The sequence below is a fragment of the Massilia cavernae genome, from assembly GCF_003590855.1.
Taxonomy (GTDB): Bacteria; Pseudomonadota; Gammaproteobacteria; order Burkholderiales; family Burkholderiaceae_D; genus Telluria_A; species Telluria_A cavernae.
In genome coordinates this window covers 20,789-42,327 of the sequence record NZ_QYUP01000152.1, presented here as the reverse complement: position 1 = coordinate 42,327, position 21,539 = coordinate 20,789, and the positions used below count along the sequence as shown (strand labels likewise).

Here is a 21,539-nt window from a genome sequence, read left to right as displayed (position 1 = left end):
ACCAACTGGCCGCCCAGCTGGCGGGTATGGTCGGGCTGGGTCAGCCACTCGGCCACCCGCGCGGCCGGATCGTGGCGGCGGATCAGGCCCACCAGCGACTCGGTATCGAGGAACTTCTCTCGCACGAACTGGGCCAGGTTGTCGGCAATCTTTTCCTGGTTGGCGGGGATGATCTCGGTATGGCGCGACACATAAGGGATCGGCACGCGCCGGAACAGCGCCACCACCGCGAACCAGTCGGCCAGCGCGCCCACCATCGCCGCTTCGGAAAAGGCGGCCAGCAGCTCGACCCACCATGCGCGTGGCAGGAACAGGGTAACGGCGAAAATCGCCGCGGCGCCCGCCAGGAAGGCCAGGGCGACCTGTTTCGCACGGCGTAGCTCGGCCTCTTTAGATGCGCCCATACAACAGAACGTAAATATCAGTCAACACTGCAATTTCTCTTATGATATTATTAATGACTAGTTGCAAGAATAATTAAATAAAACTAAACAACCCACATCGAAGGACAACAGATGATTTCCAAGAAATTGCTCGTCGCCGGCGCCATCGCAGCCCTCAGCCTGGCCAACGCGGCCCATGCCACCGTGATCGGCACCTGGAACCTGGCATCGTCCGCCGTCCAGACCACCCCGGTCGCCACCAGCGCGCCAGGCTACACCCTGAGCGCGCTGACCGCGGTCGGCCTGACCGGCAGCGCCTTCGACAATCACTTCTACTTCAGCGGCTGGGGCAGCGCAGTCGACCTGAACAAGTACTTCCAGCTCTCCGTCACCGGCACCAGCGGCTATGTGCTGAACAAGATGACCTTCTCGACCGAATCGACCGTTAACGCGCCGGCGACGATGTACGTGCGCAGCAGCGCCGACAACTTTGCATCGAACATCGACTCCTTCAGCTGGGGCAATGCCGACGTCACCATGGGCGATTTCGATTTCGACGCCCTGGGCGCCCTGGGCGGCACCACCACGCTGCGCTTCTACGTCACCTCCACCGCCGGTGGCCAGTTCGGTTTCGCCAACCACGAGTGCCCCGGCGCGGGCTGCAGCATGGCCGACGTCGGACGCGACATCACCCTGAACGGAACCGCAGTACCGGAACCTGGCGCGTTTGCGCTGCTGGGCATCGGCATGATCGGCTTCGCGGCAGCGCGCCGCAAGAACAAGGCAGCAGCCAGCTAATCTCCCGGCCTGTGCCGCAAGGAAGCCCGCCAAGTGCGGGCTTTTTTCATTCCGGCGCGCCGACGTCGGCATCCTCGTCCAGCGCATACGCGCCGCGCTCGAAGGCATCGAGCACGCTGTGCGCCTCGTCGACAAACGACGCGGGCACCAGGATGCGCACGCCGCGAGGGCGGGCGCGATCAGCAGGTCGGCCTGCACGTGGTTGGCGTCGGCCACCACCGCGGGAATGCCGGAAGCGACCAGGCAGCCCTGCACCAGGTAGGCGTCGGTCGGCACCAGGCATTTGGCGACCGCGAACAGGTCGCGCCCTTGTGCCGCCTCGGCCTCGAGGTATCCGTCCACGCACAGCGGCGCCGGCGAATTTATGCGCAGCATTCCATCCATAGCACCTCCGCAGCCTGGCCTCCAAGATCTTACATTTAACACAACTGGACGGCGTCTCCAAGCGTGTTCGGCAATGCCATAAGGAGATTATTGTCCAGTCAACACAAATGCTTTTCTTTCCAGTGGAAATCCGCCCGGGCCTGGATGCGGTGTTGCAGGCAGCGTAGGGTTTCGGCCTAGCCGATCACCTTGCGCGCGGCCAGCGCCTCGACCTGTTCGGCGCTCCAGCCCCAGTCGCGCAGGATTGCGGCGCTGTGCGCGCCCGCTGCGGCCGGCGGCAAGCCGGTTTCGGGAACGGTGCGCGAGAAGCGCGGCGCCGGCGCCGGCTGGACGACGCCATCGACGGTGACGAAGGTGCCGCGCGCCTTGTTGTGGAAGTGCCCGGGCGCCTCGCCCATGTCGAGCACGGGCGCGAAGCAGACGTCGGTACCTTCCATCAGCTCGCACCACTCGCCGCGCGGGCGCGTACGGAACACGGCGGCCAGCCTGGCCTTCAGCGTGTGCCACTGGCTGCGGTCCATCTGCGCATTGAAGGCGGGGTCGGTCACGCCGGCCAGCTGCAGCAGCAGCGCATAGAACTGCGGTTCGATAGAACCGATGGAGATGAACTTGCCGTCGGCGCAGGCATAGGTGTCGTAGAACGGCGCGCCGCCGTCGAGCAGGTTGGCTTCGCGCTTGCGGCTCCAGTCGCCGTAGGCGCGGAAACCGTAGATCATCGCGCCCAGCAGGGCCGCGCCGTCGGTCATGGCCGCGTCCACGACCTGGCCCTTGCCGGACGTGCGCGCCTCCAGCATCGCGCAGACCACGCCGAAGGCCAGCATCATGGCGCCGCCGCCGAAGTCGCCGACCAGGTTCAGGGGCGGCGCGGGCGGGCTGCCTTCGCGGCCCATCGCATGCAGCATGCCGGTCAGCGCGATGTAATTGAGGTCGTGGCCGGCGGCCTGTGCCAGCGGGCCGTCCTGGCCCCATCCGGTGACACGGCCGAATACCAGTTTCGGGTTGCGCGCCTGGCAGGCATCCGGACCAAGCCCGAGCCGCTCCATCACGCCGGGACGGAATCCTTCCAGCAGCACGTCGGCCTGGCCGGCCAGCGCCAGCACCACTTCGCGCGCTTCCGGGTTCTTCAGGTCGAGCGCGAGCGAGCGGCGCCCACGCGCCAGCACGTCGAACCGGGTGCCGAGGATGGGGAACGGGTTGCTCGCCGCGGGCGGCGTGATGCGGTCGATGCGGATCACTTCCGCGCCCATGTCCGCCAACATCATGGCGGCAAACGGGCACGGCCCGAGTCCCACCATTTCGATGACCTTGATGCCTGCCAGCGGTCCAGCCATATGCCTGCCTCTTACAGTGAGCGTGCGATGATTTCTTTCATGATCTCGTTGGCGCCGCCGTAGATGCGCTGCACGCGGGCGTCCACGTACATCTGGGCGATCGGGTACTCGAGCATGTAGCCGTAGCCGCCGAACAGCTGCACGCACTGGTCGATCACCTTGCACTGCAGGTCGGAGATCCAGTACTTCGCCATCGACGCCTGCACGGTGTCCATGCGGCCGGCGATCATGTCCTCGATGCAGCGGTCGATGAAGATGCGCGCGATGGTGGCCTCGGTCTTGATCTCGGCCAGCACGAAGCGGGTATTCTGCATCTCGAACAGGGCTTGGCCGAAGGCCTTGCGCTCGCGCGTATGCTCGACCGTGAGCTTGAGCGCGCGCTCGATCGCGGCCACGCCGGCCACGCCAAGGATGGTGCGCTCGTAGGGCAGCTCGGTCATCAGCTGGGCGAAGCCGCGGCCCTCCACGCCGCCCAGCACGTTCTCCATCGGCACATGGGCGTCGTCGAAGAACAGCTCGCAGGTGTCCTGGCCCTTCTGGCCGACCTTCTCGAGGATGCGGCCGACCCGGAACCCCGGATTGCCTTTCGTTTCGAGCAGCAGCAGCGATATGCCTTTGGCGCCCGCGTCGGGGTCGGTCTTGGCCACGACCAGCACCAGGTCGGCCAGGTAGCCGTTCGAGATGAAGGTCTTGGAGCCATTGACCTTGTAGCCATCGGCGCCGCGGGTGGCGCTGGTGCGGATGCCCTTCAGGTCGGAGCCGGCGCCCGGCTCGGACATGGCGATCGCTGCCACCATCTCGCCGCTGGCAAGCAGGGGCAGGTACTTCAGTTTCTGTTCCTCGGTGCCCTGGTTGAGGATGTAGTGGGCGACGATGGCGTGCACGTGGATGCCGAAGGCCATGTCGCCGGCGTAGCCCAGCTCCTCGAACACCACGGCCATGTGGGCGAAGCTGCCGCCCGAGCCGCCGTACTGCTCGGGTATGTCGGCCAGCAGCAGGCCCATGTCGCCGCCCTTGTTCCACAACGCGCGGTCGACGTGCTGCTGCTTGCGCCAGCGTTCCTGGTGCGGCACGATCTCGCTGCCCACGAAGCGGCGCACGGAATCGCGGAAGCCTTCCAGCTCCGCGTCCATCCAAGGGGAGGCGTACTCCATCATGCGGTCCGGTACATGGTGACCACGCAGGCGCCGCCCAGGCCGAGATTATGCTGCAGGGCGACGCGCGCGCCGTCGACCTGGCGCGCGCCGGCGCTGCCGCGCAGCTGGTGGGTCAGTTCGAAGCACTGCGCAAGGCCGGTGGCGCCCAGCGGGTGGCCTTTCGACAGCAGGCCGCCGGACGGGTTGGTGACGACCTTGCCGCCGTAGGTGTTGCCGCCTTCGCTGATGAACTTGTCGGCGCCGCCTTCCGGACACAGGCCCAGCGCCTCGTAGGTGATCAGCTCGTTATGGGCGAAGCAGTCGTGCAGCTCGACCACGTCGAGGTCTTCCGGGCCCAGGCCGGACTGCGCGTACACCTTGGCCGCCGCCTCGCAGCTCATGTCGTAGCCGACCACGCGCATCATGTCGCGCGAATCGAAAGTACCGGGACGGTCGGTGGTCATGGACTGGGCGGCGATATAGACGTCCGCCTTCAGGCCGCGCTTCTTCGCGAATTCTTCGGACACCAGCACCGCCGCGGCCGCGCCGCAGGTGGGCGGGCAGGCCATCAGGCGCGTCATCACGCCCGGCCAGATGGCGGGCGACTCCAGCACCTCCTGCGGCGTCACCACTTTCCTGAACAGCGCCAGCGGGTTGTTGGCCGCATGGCGGCTGGCCTTGGCGCGGATCTTCGCGAAAGCCTCCAGCGGGGTACCGTATTTTTCCATGTGCGACAGGCCGGCGCCGCCGAAGTAGCGCAGCGCCAACGGGATTTCGGGCTTGCCGACCAGTTCATCGGTGACCGCGTCGAACGGGTCGAACGGGCTGGGACGATCGGTGAACACCGAGGCAAGTGCGCCGGGGCTCATCTGCTCGAAGCCCAGCACCAGCACGCATTCGGCGGCGCCGCTGGCAATCGCCTGGCGCGCCAGGTACAGCGCAGTGGAGCCGGTCGAGCAGTTGTTGTTGACGTTGACGATCGGGATGCCGGTCATGCCGACCTGGTATAGCGCCTTCTGGCCGCTGGTGGAGTCGCCGTACACGTAGCCGGCGTAAGCCTGCTCGATATCGCCGTAGCACAGGTCCGCATCCTCCAGCGCCTGGCGCGCGGCCTGTGCGCCCATCTGGTCGTAAGGCGCGCTGGCGCCCGGCTTGGCGAACGGGATCATGCCCACACCGGTTACATAGACATTGCGGCTCATCGAGGTCTCCTGAATGAATGCCCGGATTGATCATCTGGATTTGGTCGCGTCGCACGACCTGAGAGGCCGATTATAGGTCAGTCGTACTATTTTTAAAAGCGCCATGCGATAATCCTGCCATGCCTGCCTCCCTCGCCACCGCACTGAAGAAAAAAGCCTCGGCCACCACCGGAAAAGGCCTCGGCCGCGCGCAAGATATCTTGCAGGCCGCGCGCGTCATCCTCGCCGCCGAAGGCTATGCCGGACTGTCGATGCGGCGGGTGGCGGCCGAAGTGGGCATCAGCCTGTCCAACGTCCAGCACTACTACCAGAGCAAGGACGCGCTGCTGGAAGCCTTGCTGCTGTATACGATGGACGTGTTCCAGGCCAAGATCGATGCGATATCGGCCGCGATGCAGAGCGACTCGCGGATCGACCGATTCCTGTCCACCGTCGACATGTTCCTGGACGAGATCACCGACCCGGTGACGCACGCGATCTTCTTCGAGATCTGGGCGCTGGCCTCGCGCAACCCGTTCGCGTCGACGCTGATGGACCTCATGATGGCGCGCGAGCGCAAGACCATCTTCCACCTGATCCGCGGCCTTGCGCCCGGCCTTGGCGACGCCGAGACCATGCAGCGCGCGATCCTGATCGTGGCCCAGGTCGAGGGCCTGATGCTGTTCCGCCTCGACCGCACCCGGCGCGCCGCCGAATTCGAGGCGGTGCGCGCCTCGGTGCGCAAGGCGCTGGTGGCACTGGCGACGCTTCCCTAGCCCCCTTTTTTCGCGCCCGCCCCCCGTCGCTTATACTTGGCTTTCCGACAAAGCGAAAAGGGGCGACCGCATGCATCACAACATCAGCCTGATAACGACCATCGCGGCTGCCCTCGGTTTCGGCCTTCTCTTCGGCATGCTGGCGGTGCGCCTCAAGCTGCCCGCACTGGTGGGTTATCTCGCTGCCGGCATCATGATCGGCCCGGCCACACCGGGCATCGTGGCCGACGTGGCGCTGGCCGGCCAACTGGCCGAGATCGGCGTGATGCTGCTGATGTTCGGCGTCGGCCTGCACTTCTCCCTCAAGGACCTGCTCGAAGTGCGCGGCATCGCGCTGCCCGGGGCGGTGCTGCAGATCGCCGTCGCCACCGGAATGGGCATCGGCCTGGCCCACCTGTGGGGATGGAGCCTGGGCGCCGGCCTGGTGTTCGGGCTGTCGTTGTCGGTGGCCAGCACGGTGGTGCTGCTGCGGGCGCTGGAGGACCGCGGCATACTCGACTCGTTCAATGGCCGCATCGCGGTCGGCTGGCTGGTGGTCGAGGACCTGGTGACGGTGCTGGTGCTGGTGCTGCTGCCGGCGGTCGCCGGTTCGCTGGGCGGCACCGGCGCGGGCAGCGAAGGCGGGCTGCTGAAGGCCATGGTGCTCACGCTCGGCCAGGTGGCGGCCTTCCTCGCCTTCATGATGCTCATCGGCCGCAAGCTGTTCCCGTGGTTCCTGTGGCGCGTCGCGACCACCGGCTCGCGCGAGCTGTTCACGCTGGCGGTGATCGCCACCGCAGTCGGCATCGCCTACGGCTCGTCGGAACTGTTCGGCGTGTCGTTCGCCCTGGGTGCCTTTTTCGCCGGCATGGTACTGCGCGAATCGGAACTGAGCCACCGCGCCGCGCACGAATCGCTGCCGCTGCGCGACGCATTCTCGGTACTGTTCTTCGTCTCGGTCGGCATGCTGTTCGACCCGATGGTGCTGGTGAACAGTCCGTGGAAGGTGGTGGCCGTGGTGGCCGTCATCATGTTCGGCAAGTCGCTCGCCGCCTTCCTGCTGGTGATCGCGCTGCGCTACCCGCTCAACACCGCGATCACGGTATCGGCCAGCCTGGCGCAGATCGGCGAGTTCTCCTTCATCCTGGCGGCGCTCGGCATGTCGCTCGGGCTGCTGCCGGCCGAGGGACAGAGCCTGATCCTGGCCGGCGCGATCATCTCGATCGCGCTCAACCCGCTGCTGTTCAAGGCGGTCGAACCGCTGCAGAACTGGCTGCGCTCCAAGTCCCACCTCGCGCGCAAGTTCGAACGCACCGACGACCCGCTGGCGCAGCTGCCGATGACGGTGGAGCACGAGAAGCTGAGCGGGCAGGTGGTGCTGGTCGGGTACGGGCGCGTGGGCCGCAAGATCGCCAATGCGCTGGCCGCGGGAGGCGTGCACTTCGTGGTGGCCGAGCAGAACCGCGAGCTGGTCGAAGAACTACGCGCGAACAACATCCCCGCGGTGGCCGGCAATGCCGGCGAGCCGGCGGTGCTGATCCAGGCTCACATCGCGCGGGCGTCGATGCTGGTGATCGCGACGCCGGACACCTTCCACGTGCGGGCCATGACGGAGACCGCGCGCGCACTCAATCCGGACATCCGGATCGTCATCCGCACGCATAACGAAGAAGAAGCCGCGCTGCTGCGGAACGAGACGTCGGCGAAAATCTTCCTCGGCGAACAGGAGCTCGCCTCCAGCATGGCGCGCCATGTGCTCGACAATCTCGCCGCCGAACCCGGCCACGGGCACGGCTAGGTGCTTCCTGAGTTCTTCACGAAAAACGGGGCCCGCGGGCCCCGTTCTCGTTTCAGCTTGTTGCGTGCGCTCAGGCGGCTTCGCCCTCGGTGCAGAGATGCAGGCCGGCGTTGCGCGGGCCGGTCAGGTGCGCCATCAGCAGCTCGCGGCGCTCTTCCAGCAGCGCGAACACGGCATCCTTCGACAGCACGTACTGGTCCAGCAGCGTGTCCTTGAGCGATTCGATCACGGCCTTGTAGTCGCGGATTGCGCCCAGGGTGTAGCTGTACAGCTCGTCCGACTTTTCCTCGACCTGCCGGATCGTCGGGTTGTCGCTGCCTTCCTGCTTCAGCTGCGAATAGTCGATCTTCGAGCGCGAGTACATCGACAGGCGGTTGACCATCAGGTTCAGCATTTTGGTCGCTTTTTCGATGTCGTTCTGGCTGCCCACCGAAATGCCGCGCGCGCCGTAGAACAGTTCTTCCGCCGCCACGCCGCCGTACAGCTGGATCACGTCGCGCTCGAGTTCTTCCAGCGTGCGCAGCGACACGTCGTCGCCGGACTGCAGCACATAACCCAGCGCGCCCAGCTTCGATACCGATTCGGTGCTGATCTTCAGCAGGTGCGACTTTTCCTTCACCTCGTCCAGCGTCATGCCGGCCCGCAGGTAGGGATCGATCTGCATGAAGAAGTGGCCCAGCTCGTGCAGCGCCACCCTTTCGCGCTGCTTGTGCTTTTCCGCCGTGGTGGCGCGGTCGGTCAGGCCCAGGGTCGCGCGCTCGAAGGCGCGGAACATCAGGTCGGTGTCGATGATCAGCTTTTCCTGGATCGAGATCATGCTGGCGCGCTCGACCACGGTCTCCAGAAGCGCCGGGCTCAGGTTGGCGGTCATCTCGGCAACCTGGTCCAGGTCGAGCTTGCTCCAATCGACCAGTCCTTCCTTCTTGCGCTTGAGGAAGGTGCGCAGCAGTTCGCTACGCTCCGACTTGTTCGGCAGGCGGAAGTTGATCTTCACCGAGAAGCGGCGCAGCATCGCTTCGTCCATCTCGGTCGATGCGTCGTCGAAGTTCGACGCCACCACCCAGATCACGCCCGCGCCCTTGTCGCTCTTGACGCCGTCCAGCAGCCCCAGCAGGGTGTTGGCGGTGTCGTCTTCCCATTTCTTTTCGCCGCGGCCGCGCGGGGTGAACAGGGTTTGCGCTTCATCCAGGAAGATGATGCAGCTGCCCTGCTTGCAGGCCTTGCGGTACAGCGCGTTCAGCGCCTTGGAGCCGCCGCCGACGTAGCCCGACTCCAGCGCCGAGCCGGAAGCCTGGATCAGCGGCACGTCCAGGCGCTTGGCGAGGTAGCCGACCAGCTTGGTCTTGCCGGTGCCCGCAGGCCCGGTCAGCATCACGTTGAACGGCTTGTCGATATTGTGCGACTTGTATTCCGCGCGGTTGCGGATCATGTCTTCCAGGTGCAGCACTTCCTGCTTGATGTCGTCCATGCCGATCAGGTCGTCCATGCTGCCCTTGAGCTTGTCCGGCGCGATCACGGAGGCGCTCACGCCCATGCCGGGAATGCCGAACTTCAGCACGTAGATCAGCAGCAGAATGATGGCGATGTCGAGCGCGTGCTTCTTGAGGAAGGCCAGCGCCTGTTCGGTGGCGGCGTTCTGGCCTTCATCCAGCAGCACGGCCTTGCGCGAGGCCAGGTAGTCGTCCTTGGCGATCGAATAGGGAATCGCGTTCTTCAGCAGCACTTCGCGTTCGAGCGACAGGTGCGAGGTGCTTGGCACCTTGACCACGTGCAGCTGCGGCGCGTCCTTGAACTTGTAGATGTAGCGCGGCGCTTCCGACAGCGGCTTGGCCACCATCAGGTAGTCCAGCCGCCCTTTCTGGGCGGCCAGGCCGGTGATCTCGGAGATGTTTTGCGAATAGACCACAGGGCTCGGGTCCTGGGGCACATCGTTCTTGTAGATGGCCAGGCCAATCACAGTGGCGAGAAGGAGTCCGGCGCCGATGCGCACGTAGACGTTCTTGAAAGCGACCTGGAGTTTGGCGAGATTTGACATGTAGTGACTTTATGAATAGTGGACGCAGGTACCGCAACATCGTTAGTAGCTTGTGTATGCCGCGCGCCTGGGGCGCGGTGGCGACAGCAACGCTCGATATTGGTTCATCAACGTCGCTATACATGTGCCGGGAAAAGCTGGCCCGGATATGGTTTTCTTGCCATCTGTCTAGTGCTTGAAGGCAAGAGGGATGTGGAGACTATACCCTCAAAAAAAAGGCGCACGCAAACTGTTTTTGAGAAAAAATTGTGCTGCGCAACAGCTGTGGACAGACCGGCAATTGAATGGATTGTGAAGCTGGCAAACATTATTGGCCAAGCGATAAAAATGGCCGAGTTCGTAACAGTTCGTATCAAGACTTGATGAGTCAGGATAGCCGATCCATTATCGTATTACTTATTCAATGGACGATCTGTTATGAGCCGCTTATTTGCATTCTTCCAACGTTTCCTGAATCCTGGTTTTGCCCCGCAGGAAGACCATCTTGGCGGTCTCATCGACCTGTCGGATGATGCGTACTGCCTCGGTTTGTTGACGCAAGACAGAGAATAACACCGGTAGGAATTTTCCGCGTCGCAGCGGCATATTTCGACACAAAATTTACGCTGAGAAATGGTCGATAAGGCGCCTGCCTCAATCGAACGGGCGTTGGAGAACCCACGGCGCCATCGTTAAATAAGACGAACCAAAAGCCGTCATTTTTGCTGCAACGCAACATGCTAACTGGCGGCGGCAGCCTGCCCGAAAAAAATCCCGCAGCGTGTGCGGGATTTTTTTTGCCTTATTCGTAGTACTTCGGCACGTGTTTGATTTTTGCGTAACTGTTCAGCCTGAATGACCGAAGCAATCAGCGGTTGTAAACTTTGTACAGTTGCCGCATCATGTTGTCATGCCACCGAAACCGCCCCGTCCCGACCTCACGCAGTTGTCCCATCAGGACAAGGACAGACTCATCGACGCGCTGTTTTCGCGCTTGGATGCGGTCGAAGCAAAGCTGGGCATGAACAGCCAGAATTCGAGCAAGCCACCATCCTCGGATGGACTGGCCAAGAAGCAGAAGACCAGTTCCTTGCGCGGCAAGTCGGGCAAGGCGGTTGGCGGCCAGCCGGGCCATAAAGGCAGTACCCTCAAGCGGGTGGCCGAGCCCACCAGCACGAAGGATCATCCTCCGCCGTCGCATTGCAACCGCTGCCACAGTGCGCTGGCGCTCGAACAGGCGCACGTGCTGGAGCGCCGTCAGGTATTCGATGTGCCGACGATGTGTTTCGAGGTGGTGGAACACCGTGTCTACACGGTGGTCTGCGCCTGCGGTCAGCGGCACGACAGCGTCTTCCCCGCTGCGGTCGGCGACCTCGCGCAATACGGCCCGAACGTGCGCGCACTGGGGGTGCATCTGACCCAGGGCCAGATGCTGCCATATGCCCGCGCCGCCGAGTTGATTGGCGAGATGACGGGCTTGTCTGTGTCGCCGGCAACCCTGCTTGCCTGGGTTGGCGAAGCGAGCCTGGCCCTGCAGGGCACAGCCGACCTGATAGCGCGGCAATTGCACCACGCGCCAGTGCTGTGCGCCGACGAATCGGGCTTGCGCGTCGACGGCAAACTGCACTGGATGCATGTGGCGGCCACGGCGGAACTGACCTGGTATGGCATGCACGCAAAGCGCGGCTTGGACGCCATCGTCGCGCATGGCATTCTCCCCAAACGCATCGGCGTTCTGGTGCATGATTGCTGGGCCCCATACTGGAAACTCGACGATGGCCTGCATGCCTTGTGCAATGCCCATCTCCTTCGAGAACTGGTGTATGCGCAGGAAGTGACTGGCCAGCAATGGCCGACCGCCATGACGGAACTGCTGCTCAACGCCCAACGACTGAGCGCGGCGGCGCGACAGCAGGGCCGGCCATTTGATGCCGATGCCATCGCCGCCTTCACCACCGTCTACAACGACATCGTGCGCCAAGGCGAACAACTGAACCCTCCCCAACTCAAGCCCGACGGAAAATCCGGTCGCTGCAAACAGTCCGACGCCCACAACCTGCTGCGCCGCTTCCGGCTGCACGCCGACGCCATCTTGCGCTTCATCGCCGATCCGACCGTTCCGTTCTCCAACAATATTGCCGAACGGGCCGTCCGCATGCCCAAGGTCAAGCAAAAAATATCGGGCTGCTTCCGCACCATTGCTGGCGCCGACAATTTCTGCATCATTCGCTCCTGCCTCGACACGCTACGCAAACAGGGATACAGCATGTTGGAAGTGCTGCGCCGCGCATTTGCTGGCGATCCGATCATGCCAGCTGCGTAGCGGCCGAACAGTCAGCAATCGCAATCAATCCCATGGCCAAACCGAAGCGCAAACTGACCGCCGCCCAGAAGAGGGAGAAGGCGCAGTTCATGACTATCTTCATCAACGGAAAACAAAAGCGCGTGCGTCGTCCGGTCCTGATCGACGGCCTGCATTCCGATGAGTTCTACTTGCGAAATGCAGACTCGATCGCGCTGCATCAAGACGGGCTGTGGGAATGCATTGCGGAGGCCGAACCAGGCGACATCGCTTTCACCGATGCGAATGACGCGGATTGCTTTGGTCATTCAGGCTGAACAGTTACATTTTTGCGTTCTGCTCCAGGTCGTGCTGGATCCACAAAGTCGCCTTGTTGTCCTTGATAAACTTCGCCATGTCGTCCATCGCCTTGACCGACATTTCCTTGTCGAAGTTAAAGCTCGGCACCCGGCGGTGCTTCCAGTTCTTGCTGAAGTGCGCCAGGTCGCCCGACAGCAGGATGTTGCCGGTCTTGGGCAGCTTCAGGAACAGCGACTGGTGGCCCGGCGTGTGGCCTGCCGTGCGCTTGATGACCACGCTGCCGTCGCCGAATACGTCATGATCGCCCGACAGCCTTGTCACCGGGTTGGCCTTCAGCGTCGGATAGCTGGCCGGGTCGTTACCGTACTTGGCGCTGTCCGGGCCGAACGCCGCTTCGTATTCCTCGTCCTGCATCAGCAAGGTCGAGGCCGGGAACAGGCCGACGTTGCCGATGTGGTCGAAATGCATGTGCGACAGGCCGAGGTAGGTCACATCCTTCGGCTCATAGCCGATGGCCTTGAACTGCTGCGCCAGCGTCTTTGGCACCCGCACCTTGAGAGGGTGTCGCAAAAGCCCTCTGCGCGATAAAATATTGCTCAGAATGAAATGCCAGGAACCGACAATGAGCAGCACCCGCAAATTACCTTCGCCCGACGTTCCGCAGTACGATTTGTTTGGCGGCGTGCCGGCAGGTTCGGATGCGCCGGCTCTGCAAACGGCGGTCCATAGCGGTCGGCGTTTCGTGACGGGCGATGCCAACGCCATTTTCCTGGGGACGATGCGTCTGGAAGAACATCTGAAGCGTTCTGGCCAGCATGCTCCATTTACCGTGGCCCGTCTGCTCGGAGCACAAGACTGGCAAGCGTTTGAGCGGCGCTACGCTGCAACTGGCCGCGCTCCCTATGCGCCGCAACTGATGGTCGGCCTGATCCTGTACGGCGTGATGCAAGGGGTGCATTCCCTGCGCGAATTGGAACGGCTGGCGCGACTCGATCTCGGATGCATGTGGGTGACCGGCGGCATCGCGCCGGACCATGCCAACATCGGACGCTTCATCGTCCAGCATGAAGCGTCGCTGACCCGGGATTTCTTTGAATCGCTGACCGGGTCGATTTTGAAAGCGACGGGTTCTGGCAGCGCTCGGTTGGCCGGTGACGGCACCGTTATTGAAGCGGCTTGCTCGCACTACAATCTGCTCAAGGAAGAGGCCGTCAAGGCGCGCGCAACAGCGGCGCACCAGGCCGTAGAACGCACACCGGAGAATCAGGCGGCGCAGCAGGAACAGGAACGCAGTGCGCGATGCCAGGAACTCTTCGAGCAGCGCCAGACTGCGCGCCGCAGCAATGGCAAGAATGTCGAGACCTTGCGTATCAGCGGCAGCGAACCGGAGGCCATGGTACAGCGCCTGAAACGTGGACACGGGTTTGCGGCGTCGTACAAACCATCGGTACTGGCAAATCCAGACAGAATCATCACAGCCTTCGAAATCGATCCATCGAGCGAGACGAAGGTGATCGCACCGATGCTCGATCAAAGTGCACGCGTGACTGGAGAAGATGTCAGGGAATTGCTGCTCGACGCCGGCTACTTCGATGATGAAGTGATTGACGCGACGCTCACACGCGATATCAGCTTGTTGTGTCCGGAGGGCCAGTGGCCTGCCAAGACCAAAGAGGAGGGGCTGTACCACAAGAGCGCATTCACCTACGACGCGCATACCGACACTTACCGATGCCCTGCCGGCCAAACCTTGGTCCTCATTTCCAAATGCGGAGAAACACCGCGCACGCGGGCAGTGAGCGTGTATGCGGCATCAAGCTGCACAGCTTGCCGCCTGCGTGCGAACTGTACGAAGGCCGCGCAGGGGCGGCGCATCAAACGCTACCCCGAGGATGAACAACGGGACGCGCTTCGTCTCGTGATGCAGCATCGCCAGGCGCGCTACATTTTCAGCCAGCGCAAGGCGATCGTCGAACCAGTGTTCAGCAGCCTGCGCGGTCAGCAGGGCCTGGATCGCTTTCGCCGACGTGGGCTACAGGCGGTCAAGCGCGAATTTGCCTTACATGTCATGGCGTACAACTTGTCCAGAGCGGTTGCCCTGCTGAGGGCGCTGTTTTTCTACTTTTACGCCGTTCCATACGCGCTCAGAGGGGCGCATACGTTTTTTCGGCCGCATGCCGCGTTTTTTTGGCTTGCGTCCTCAACCACAACATCGCCCGGGCCTGATGTGATCGCAGAAAAACGTTTTGCGACACCCTCTTGAAGCGCGGGCTGACCTGGGTGCCCTCGGGATTGCCAGCCAGGCTGTCCGGAAAACCCGCGTCCCACATTAGCGTGCCCTTCGGATGGGCCACCAGGTAGCAGGAATCGGCCAGCGTTTTCTTCTTGCCTTGGTCGACGCCGGGACTGAAATAGGAAATGTCGGTCACTTCGACCGTGCCGCAGTCGAACACGTACAGGCGCAGCGCTTTGACGGCCGGGTTGGCGGCAAGCGCGGGAGCGGCCGTGGACATCAGTGCAATGGCGGCGCACAGGGCGCGGAGTGTCAGGGATGGCAGGTCTCGTTTCCAGAGTTTCATGTTTCTCCTTTGTATTGGCGTTGGCAAGTGCCAAGAATACAACGAAACAACCCCGTCTACTTGCGCCGGTCAAGACGGCGATGGCGGCGTTCGGGCGCCCACGAGTCTTGCCATGATGGTAAGATCGTTGTATTGATATGGAGAATCCGATGAGCGTTGCTTACCAGCACCTGGCGCTGGCAGACATTAGACCAGGAATGATTTTGTCGGATGAACTGCTGGACGAGCAAGGCAACATGCTGCTGCCCAAGGGCGCGGTGCTGACGACCCAGTCGATCGCCCTGCTTCCGCGCCACGGCGTCGAGGCGGTCCCGGTGCTGCTCCCGGGCGGGCCGGCGGTGCCCGAGCCTGCCAATCCCGGCCAGGTACAACAGCGCATCGCCCACCTGTTCCGAAAGAACGGCATCGACAACCACGACGATTGGGCCACCGGCCTGCTGCGCCGCTACGTCGAGGATTACCGCCTGGACCGGGGGATCGAGGAATGACCGCCCTGGCACTCGACGACGTCGTACGCACCCTGGACGACCTGCCCTCGCTGCCGGCGGTGGTGATGGAACTGCTCACCTGCATCGACCAGGAGGACGTGGACATTTCCGTCCTCGCCAGGAAGGTGTCGCACGACCAGGCGCTGACGGCCAAGGTGCTGCGCCTGGCCAACTCGTCGCTGTTCGGCCTGCAGGTCAGGGTCACCACCATCAGCCAGGCCATCACCTTCCTCGGCTTCCAGACCACGCGCAACCTGATCATCTCGGCGGCCGTCACCGGCTGTTTCCCGCAAGCCCAGTGCGCCGGCTTCGACCACCGCGCCTTCTGGCGCCACGCGATCGCCACCGCCGCCTGCGCCAAGGTACTGGCAAGGCGCGTCAAGTTCAACCAGGACTATGCCTTCACGGCGGGCTTGCTGCACGACATAGGCCGCCAGGTGCTGGTGTCGGCCTACCCGGCGCAATACGCGCAGGCGATCGCGGCCAGCAAGGCGGTCGACATCGAACTGCTCGAAGCGGAGCGGGCGGTGCTGGGGGTGGATCATGTCCAGGCGGGAGTTGCCCTGGCCGGACACTGGAACTTTTCCGATACCATGCGGCAGGCCATCGCCAGGCACCATGACCCCGAAACGCCCGGCGCGGGCCTTCTTGCCACCATCGTGCATGTGGCGAACGCAATCGTCCATGCGCTGGACCTTGCGGGTGAAGCGGACGACCTCGTACCCGCAGTCTCATCGGTCGCATGGACCGCGATGGGGCTCAACGAAGAGTCCTACCTGCATGTGTTCCGCGAAACGGAACTGCAGTTCGACGAAATTTCCACCATCCTGATGGCCTGAACGGCCAGCAGCCCTTCGCTTACCTGCCGCACTGGCGTGGCAGGGCCTGCCGCAACATGCGACAGGCGCCCTCCCCGGCCGAACGCATGACAGCGCCTGCGGTCACGCCGGCGGCCTTAGTGCGCATAATTGCCAGGGGTCTGGTTTTGCGCCTTGGATGCGGCTTCCGCTGCGGCCTTTTCTTCAGGCTTTGGACGGCCCTGGGCGTCGGACAGGCGATACTTGGTCCTGCGGTCGCCCATCAGGTCGCGCAAGTCGCGGATGCTCATGCCGGTCACTTCGTGCATGCGGATCAGCAGCGAGGCGCCGACCGGCAGGCGGTGGTGGCGGATCTTGCTGATGACAGGCGGCGCCACTTCCAGCATGCGCGACAGCGCTGCATCGTTCTTCAGCTGCATTTTGCCCAGCAGGATGTCCAGTAAGTGGTTGGGGTTGTAACTCTCCTGTGATGCCAGTGCATGGTGTGCCATGATTTACCTCTTAGGTTGGATTGAAATGATTCCGTGCCGAACCTTGCTAAAGACCATAATTTGCCTAAACAAGTTCCCCGGAAATACGTTCTTCAACTTGATTACAGAACAAGTCTGGTCCTCAGTCCAAGCACGCGACCGGTTCGTAGGCGCCCTGCGCTACGCGCTTCCCACCGGCTTGTATTTCACACAAATTATCAGACTCATACGCCATCAGTACATCCGACCGGCGCACAAGCGTCCTTGTTTGAAATCAAGCTATCGTGCGGAAAGCTTGTCACATAATTATTTCAACACATAAATCAATTTGGTGGCGCACGCAAGAGTTTTCTTGTTTTAATTTCGCGCCTCACCATTCCTTCGGAACTCATTGATTTTCAAGAGGAAATATTTCGCGCACAATCCATTTAATTGTTAATCTTTGAAATTGGAAAGTTGTAACACAGTATCTCTCGCGATTATATTTCCACGCGTTAATTAACATTTCTTATAACGTCGCGCACGTCATCGCTGCCCCGTTTTGGCCCTTGCCGGTGATTTACGGTAAACTGCGCCCGAGGCTTGTCAGATCATCCATTCATGCCGAAGCAATCATGCCGGAATACGCGCACATAGCGCCTGTCCCGCCTCATAACATAGAGCGCCTGGCGTATCTCCCGCCGGCCAAACGATCGTCAAAGCCCTTTGAAAACCAAGACACCCGTCCAGCCCGAGTACTTTTATCCCGAGCCGATGGACAATACGCGGCTGGCCCACCTGTGCGGCCCGCTCGACGAAAACCTGCGCCAGATTTCCGCCGCCCTCGACGTCACCATCTTCCGCCGCGGCGAAAAATTCATCGTCAGCGGCGCCAACGCCGCGCGTGCGGTCGAAATCCTGGAGCGCTTCTACGCCGTCGCCAACAAGGTAGTGCCGATCGAGGAAGTGCAGCTGGCGCTGGTGGAACAGCGCAGCGGCCTGCGCCCGGCCCTGCCCGACGAAGAGCCGGCCGAGGAGCCGCTCGACGCCGAAGCGGTCAGCCCGGTGCTGAAAACCCGCCGCACCGACCTGCGCGGACGCACCCCGCACCAGATCCGCTACCTGAAGGCGATCCTCGAGCACGACATCAGCTTCGGCGTCGGCCCGGCCGGCACCGGCAAGACCTACCTGGCGGTGGCCTGCGCGGTCGACGCGCTCGAACGCGACGTGGTCAAGCGCATCGTGCTGACCCGTCCCGCGGTCGAAGCGGGCGAGCGCCTCGGCTTCCTGCCCGGCGACCTGACCCAGAAGGTCGATCCCTACCTGCGCCCGCTGTACGACGCGCTGTACGACCTGCTCGGCTTCGACCGCACCCAGAAGATGTTCGAGAAGCAGGTCATCGAAATCGCACCGCTGGCCTACATGCGCGGCCGCACGCTGAACCACGCCTTCGTCATCCTCGACGAGGCGCAGAACACCACGGTCGAACAGATGAAGATGTTCCTGACCCGGATCGGCTTCGGCAGCAAGGCCGTGGTCACCGGCGACGTCACCCAGGTCGACCTGCACAAGACCCAGCGCAGCGGCCTGGTCGACGCGGCCCACGTGCTGAAAGACGTGCGCGGCATCGCCTTCACCCAGTTCACCAGCGCCGACGTGGTGCGCCACCCCCTGGTGGCGCGCATCGTCGACGCCTATGAATCGGCGGCGTCGGCCGCCGACGTCGCCGCCATCGCCCTCCCCAAACGTGCAGCCGCCAAAAATGTCCGAAAAAAATAAGCTTTCACTGACCGTCCAGTATCCCGACCCGCGCCTCGAACAGGTGTGCGCGCGCGCCAAGGTAAGGCGCTGGGTGCAGGCCGCCCAGTTCGCGCCGGCCGAACTGACGGTGCGCTTCGTCGACGCCGCCGAAGGCCAGGTCCTGAACCGCGACTACCGCGGCAAGGACTACGCCACCAACGTGCTCACCTTCGCCTATAACGAGGGCGAAGAAATCGCCGACGACGAACCGACCCGCGCCGACATCATCCTGTGCACCGACGTGCTGGAAAAGGAAGCGGCCGAACAGGAAAAAACGGTCGAGGAGCATGCCGCCCACCTGGTGGTGCACGGCGTACTGCATGCCCAGGGCTACGACCACGAAAACGACGAGGAAGCTGCCGAAATGGAGCAGCTCGAACGCGATATCCTGGAAGCGCTGGGCTATCCCGACCCTTATCCCGAATAAGCCGCGGCGCCAGGGCAGGCCCGCCCAAAAAACGGGCAATCCTGCTTTTGGTGTATCCTGTTAACCATCGCAACAACGGCTTCATGCCAACTATGCCAGAGCACCCTAGTGACGTCAGAACCGACGCCAAGCCCCACCGGTCACTGTTTGAACGCTTGACCGCACTAATCTCCCCCGAGCCCGAAAGCCGCGTCGAGCTGCTCGAAGTACTGTACGATGCCCACGGACGCAACCTGATCGACGCCGATGCGCTGTCGATGATCGAGGGTGTGTTCCAGGTCTCCGACCTCTCCGCCCGCGACATCATGGTTCCCCGCTCGCAGATGGACGTGATCGACATCTCCAAGCCCATCGACGACTGGATGCCCCAGGTGCTGGCGACCGCGCACTCGCGCTTCCCGGCCTGCGAGGGCGACCGCGACCGCGTGGTCGGCATCCTGCTGGCCAAGGACCTGCTGCGCTACTACGCCGAGGAATCCTTCGACGTGCGCGACATGCTGCGCCCGGCCGTGTTCATCCCCGAATCGAAACGCCTCAACGTGCTGCTGCGCGACTTCCGCGCCAACCACAACCATATGGCGATCGTGGTCGACGAGTACAGCGGCGTGGCCGGCCTGATCACCATCGAGGACGTGCTCGAGCAGATCGTCGGCGACATCGAGGACGAATACGACTTCGACGAAGAAGAAGACAACATCCTGTCGATCAAGGAAGGCCAGCTCGGCCCGCGCTGGCGCGTCAAGGCGCTGACCGAGATCGAGCAGTTCAACGACGAACTGGGCACAGCGCTGCCCGACGACGATGTCGACACCATCGGCGGCCTGGTGGCCAGCCACCTTGGGCGCATGCCGCACAAGGGCGACGTGTTCGACATCGGCCACCTGCGCTTCGAAGTGCTGCGCGCCGACGCGCGCCAGGTGCATGTCCTGCTGGTTGAAAAGCTGCCTCCGGCCGAAGATCTGCACGACTGATGTTCCGCCGCCGCGCCACCACGCTCAATCCTTCAACCCAGCGGCCGCGCACCACTGCGCTGCCGATGCTGTTCGCGGCCCTGGCCGGCGCGACCGGCGTGTTTTCGTTCGCGCCTTTCGGCTGGTGGCCGGTGCAGATCCTGGCGCTCGCCTTCCTGTTCTACCAAGCCGGCATGGACATCTCGCCCAAGCGCAGCGCCCTGATCGGCTGGGCCTTCAGCTTCGGCTGGGCGGTGGCCGGCATGCACTGGCTGTACATCACCATGAACCGCTTCGGGAACATCCCGGGGCCGATGGCTGTGGCCGCGGTGATCCTGCTCGGTATCTACATGGGCCTGTTCGGCGCATTTACCACCGGCGTCGCCACCTGGCTGCGCCGGCGCTGGTCGCTGCCCGTTTCCGCCTTCCTGCTGCTGGTGCTGCCGGTGCTGTGGGGCGTGTCGGAATGGACGCGCGGCTGGCTGCTCACCGGCTTCCCCTGGGTATCGTCCGGCTATGCGCACAACACCAGCCCCCTGGCGGGCTACGCGCCGCTGGTCGGCGTGTACGGCATCGGCGTGATCGCCGCGCTGTGCGCCGGCTGCATCGTCATGCTGACCCAGCGCGCGCGCGGGCTCGCCATCGGCCTGCTGGTGGCGGTGATGGCGGCCGGCTTCGGCCTGCGCGCCGTGGAGTGGACCCAGCCCGAAGGCCGCCCGATCACGGTGCGTCTCCTGCAGGGCAACGTCCCGCAGCAGAACAAGTTCGAAGCGGAGCACGTGCTGCGCGCGCTCGACATGTACCGCCGCGAAGTGTCCGCCGCGCCGGCCGACCTGATCGCGGTGCCGGAAACCGCCTTCGCCGTATTCCCCGACTACCTGCCGCCGGGCTACCTGGACTCGCTCAAGCAGTTCTCGGCCAGTTCCGGCAGCTTCCTGATGTACGGCATACCCCTGACCGACGGCCCCGGCACCTACGCCAACAGCGTGGCCGGCATCGGTCCGGCCGGGCAAAGCTACCGCTACGACAAGCACCACCTGGTGCCGTTCGGCGAATTCGTGCCGCCCGGCTTCCGCTGGTTCGTCGACATGATGCGCATCCCGCTGGGCGACATGACGCGCGGCGGCGCGGTGCAAACCGCGTTCCCGGTCAAGGACCAGCTGGTGCTGCCGAACGTGTGCTACGAAGACGTGTTCGGCGAAGAGATCGCGCTGCAGCTGCGCAGCATGAGCCGCCCTGCGACGATGCTGCTGAACGTGTCGAACCTGGCATGGTTCGGCGAATCGGTGGCGATCCCGCAGCACCTGCAGATTTCGCAGATGCGTTCGATCGAGACCGGCCGCCCGATGCTGCGCTCGACGAATACGGGCGCCACCGCCGTGATCGACCACCGCGGCAGGGTCGCCGCTCACCTGCCCAACTATACCCACGGCACCCTGTCGGCGACGGTGCAGGGCATGGGCGGCATGACGCCGTTCATCAGGCTGGGCAACGTGCTGTTCCTCGCGCTGGGCGCCGCCAGCCTCGCCGCGGCGTGGCTGATGGGACGGCGCTACCGTCAAAAATCCGCCGCGGGCGGCCCGAAACCGACATAGTTCCCACTTTTCCGGCACAGCCACCTCGCAAAACCCGCTAAAATTGGCCTT

General features: G+C 63.4%; 21 protein-coding genes. 13 read left to right on the top strand and 8 right to left on the bottom strand.

Going from position 1 to position 21,539, the window contains the following annotated elements:
- On the bottom strand, window positions 1-404 hold a 404-nt coding region (locus D3872_RS20915), incomplete at its 3' end, for a DUF445 family protein (protein WP_119812622.1).
- Window positions 405-515: 111 nt separating this feature from the next.
- On the opposite strand from D3872_RS20915, the gene D3872_RS20910 reads away from it, so the two are divergent.
- On the top strand, window positions 516-1,181 hold the full coding sequence (locus D3872_RS20910; protein WP_119812621.1) for a PEP-CTERM sorting domain-containing protein: 666 nt from the start codon (window positions 516-518) through the stop codon (window positions 1,179-1,181).
- Window positions 1,182-1,741: 560 nt separating this feature from the next.
- Here the strand turns inward: D3872_RS20910 and D3872_RS20900 are convergent.
- From D3872_RS20900 to D3872_RS20890, 3 genes are read right to left on the bottom strand one after another with little or no spacing between them, the layout of a single operon-like run.
- A complete protein-coding gene (locus tag D3872_RS20900; RefSeq protein WP_119812620.1) occupies window positions 1,742-2,896 on the bottom strand; it encodes a CaiB/BaiF CoA transferase family protein in 1,155 nt (384 codons plus the stop codon).
- An 11-nt stretch (window positions 2,897-2,907) separates the two neighbouring features.
- Window positions 2,908-4,053 carry an acyl-CoA dehydrogenase family protein gene (locus D3872_RS20895; RefSeq protein ID WP_229459450.1) on the bottom strand — a complete coding sequence of 382 codons (1,146 nt, stop codon included), beginning with the start codon at window positions 4,051-4,053 and terminating at the stop codon, window positions 2,908-2,910.
- A complete protein-coding gene (locus D3872_RS20890; protein WP_119812618.1) occupies window positions 4,050-5,234 on the bottom strand; it encodes a lipid-transfer protein in 1,185 nt (394 codons plus the stop codon). The genes D3872_RS20895 and D3872_RS20890 overlap by 4 nt, the downstream gene beginning before the upstream one ends.
- 119 nt (window positions 5,235-5,353) lie before the next feature.
- Between D3872_RS20890 and D3872_RS20885 the strand changes: the two genes are divergently transcribed.
- Complete coding sequence (locus D3872_RS20885) at window positions 5,354-5,989, top strand: TetR/AcrR family transcriptional regulator (protein WP_119812617.1); 636 nt, start codon at window positions 5,354-5,356, stop codon at window positions 5,987-5,989.
- Window positions 5,990-6,059: 70 nt separating this feature from the next.
- Window positions 6,060-7,766, top strand: coding sequence for a cation:proton antiporter domain-containing protein (locus tag D3872_RS20880; RefSeq protein ID WP_119812616.1), 1,707 nt, complete (start codon window positions 6,060-6,062; stop codon window positions 7,764-7,766).
- A 70-nt stretch (window positions 7,767-7,836) separates the two neighbouring features.
- Here the strand turns inward: D3872_RS20880 and D3872_RS20875 are convergent, their stop codons facing one another.
- Window positions 7,837-9,801: an AAA family ATPase gene (locus D3872_RS20875; RefSeq protein WP_119812615.1), complete on the bottom strand. Its 1,965-nt coding sequence runs from the start codon at window positions 9,799-9,801 to the stop codon at window positions 7,837-7,839.
- Window positions 9,802-10,218: 417 nt separating this feature from the next.
- On the opposite strand from D3872_RS20875, the gene D3872_RS27140 reads away from it, so the two are divergent.
- From D3872_RS27140 to D3872_RS20865, 3 genes are all read left to right on the top strand, one after another.
- Complete coding sequence (locus D3872_RS27140; RefSeq protein ID WP_274381751.1) at window positions 10,219-10,353, top strand: hypothetical protein; 135 nt, start codon at window positions 10,219-10,221, stop codon at window positions 10,351-10,353.
- Between the two features lie 337 nt (window positions 10,354-10,690).
- On the top strand, window positions 10,691-12,103 hold the full coding sequence (gene tnpC / locus D3872_RS20870) for an IS66 family transposase (protein WP_119809239.1): 1,413 nt from the start codon (window positions 10,691-10,693) through the stop codon (window positions 12,101-12,103).
- 32 nt (window positions 12,104-12,135) lie between these two features.
- Entirely contained in the window at window positions 12,136-12,399 is a 264-nt protein-coding gene (locus D3872_RS20865) for a hypothetical protein (protein WP_119809238.1), read from the top strand.
- A 4-nt stretch (window positions 12,400-12,403) separates the two neighbouring features.
- On the opposite strand, the gene D3872_RS20860 is transcribed toward D3872_RS20865, so the two are convergent.
- Window positions 12,404-12,952, bottom strand: a complete 549-nt coding sequence (locus D3872_RS20860) for an N-acyl homoserine lactonase family protein (protein WP_182915881.1) — start codon at window positions 12,950-12,952, stop codon at window positions 12,404-12,406.
- 52 nt (window positions 12,953-13,004) lie between these two features.
- Between D3872_RS20860 and D3872_RS25360 the strand changes: the two genes are divergently transcribed.
- The gene (locus D3872_RS25360) at window positions 13,005-14,645 is read left to right on the top strand and encodes an IS1182 family transposase (protein ID WP_182915880.1); all 1,641 of its coding nucleotides are present in this window, start codon (window positions 13,005-13,007) and stop codon (window positions 14,643-14,645) included.
- Here the strand turns inward: D3872_RS25360 and D3872_RS20850 are convergent.
- On the bottom strand, window positions 14,527-14,961 hold the full coding sequence (locus D3872_RS20850) for an MBL fold metallo-hydrolase (RefSeq protein WP_119812613.1): 435 nt from the start codon (window positions 14,959-14,961) through the stop codon (window positions 14,527-14,529). The two genes, D3872_RS25360 and D3872_RS20850, sit on opposite strands and share 119 nt — an antisense overlap.
- Window positions 14,962-15,110: 149 nt before the next feature.
- On the opposite strand from D3872_RS20850, the gene D3872_RS20845 reads away from it, so the two are divergent.
- Both D3872_RS20845 and D3872_RS20840 read left to right on the top strand, forming a co-directional pair.
- Window positions 15,111-15,449 (top strand): hypothetical protein, encoded by a 339-nt coding sequence (locus D3872_RS20845; protein WP_119812612.1) that lies wholly within the window; start codon window positions 15,111-15,113, stop codon window positions 15,447-15,449.
- Window positions 15,446-16,288 carry an HDOD domain-containing protein gene (locus D3872_RS20840; protein ID WP_119812611.1) on the top strand — a complete coding sequence of 281 codons (843 nt, stop codon included), beginning with the start codon at window positions 15,446-15,448 and terminating at the stop codon, window positions 16,286-16,288. The genes D3872_RS20845 and D3872_RS20840 overlap by 4 nt, the downstream gene beginning before the upstream one ends.
- 116 nt (window positions 16,289-16,404) lie before the next feature.
- Here the strand turns inward: D3872_RS20840 and D3872_RS20835 are convergent, their stop codons facing one another.
- Entirely contained in the window at window positions 16,405-16,758 is a 354-nt protein-coding gene (locus tag D3872_RS20835) for a hypothetical protein (RefSeq protein WP_119812610.1), read from the bottom strand.
- Window positions 16,759-17,442: 684 nt separating this feature from the next.
- Between D3872_RS20835 and D3872_RS20830 the strand changes: the two genes are divergently transcribed.
- From D3872_RS20830 to lnt, 4 genes are all read left to right on the top strand, one after another.
- Window positions 17,443-18,495, top strand: coding sequence for a PhoH family protein (locus D3872_RS20830; RefSeq protein ID WP_119812609.1), 1,053 nt, complete (start codon window positions 17,443-17,445; stop codon window positions 18,493-18,495).
- Complete coding sequence (gene ybeY / locus D3872_RS20825; protein ID WP_119812608.1) at window positions 18,479-18,943, top strand: rRNA maturation RNase YbeY; 465 nt, start codon at window positions 18,479-18,481, stop codon at window positions 18,941-18,943. The genes D3872_RS20830 and ybeY overlap by 17 nt, the downstream gene beginning before the upstream one ends.
- 92 nt (window positions 18,944-19,035) lie before the next feature.
- Window positions 19,036-19,914, top strand: a complete 879-nt coding sequence (locus D3872_RS20820; protein WP_119812607.1) for a CorC family transporter — start codon at window positions 19,036-19,038, stop codon at window positions 19,912-19,914.
- Window positions 19,914-21,488: an apolipoprotein N-acyltransferase gene (gene lnt, locus D3872_RS20815; protein WP_119812606.1), complete on the top strand. Its 1,575-nt coding sequence runs from the start codon at window positions 19,914-19,916 to the stop codon at window positions 21,486-21,488. Before D3872_RS20820 ends, lnt begins: the two co-directional genes overlap by 1 nt.
- Window positions 21,489-21,539 lie beyond the last annotated feature (51 nt).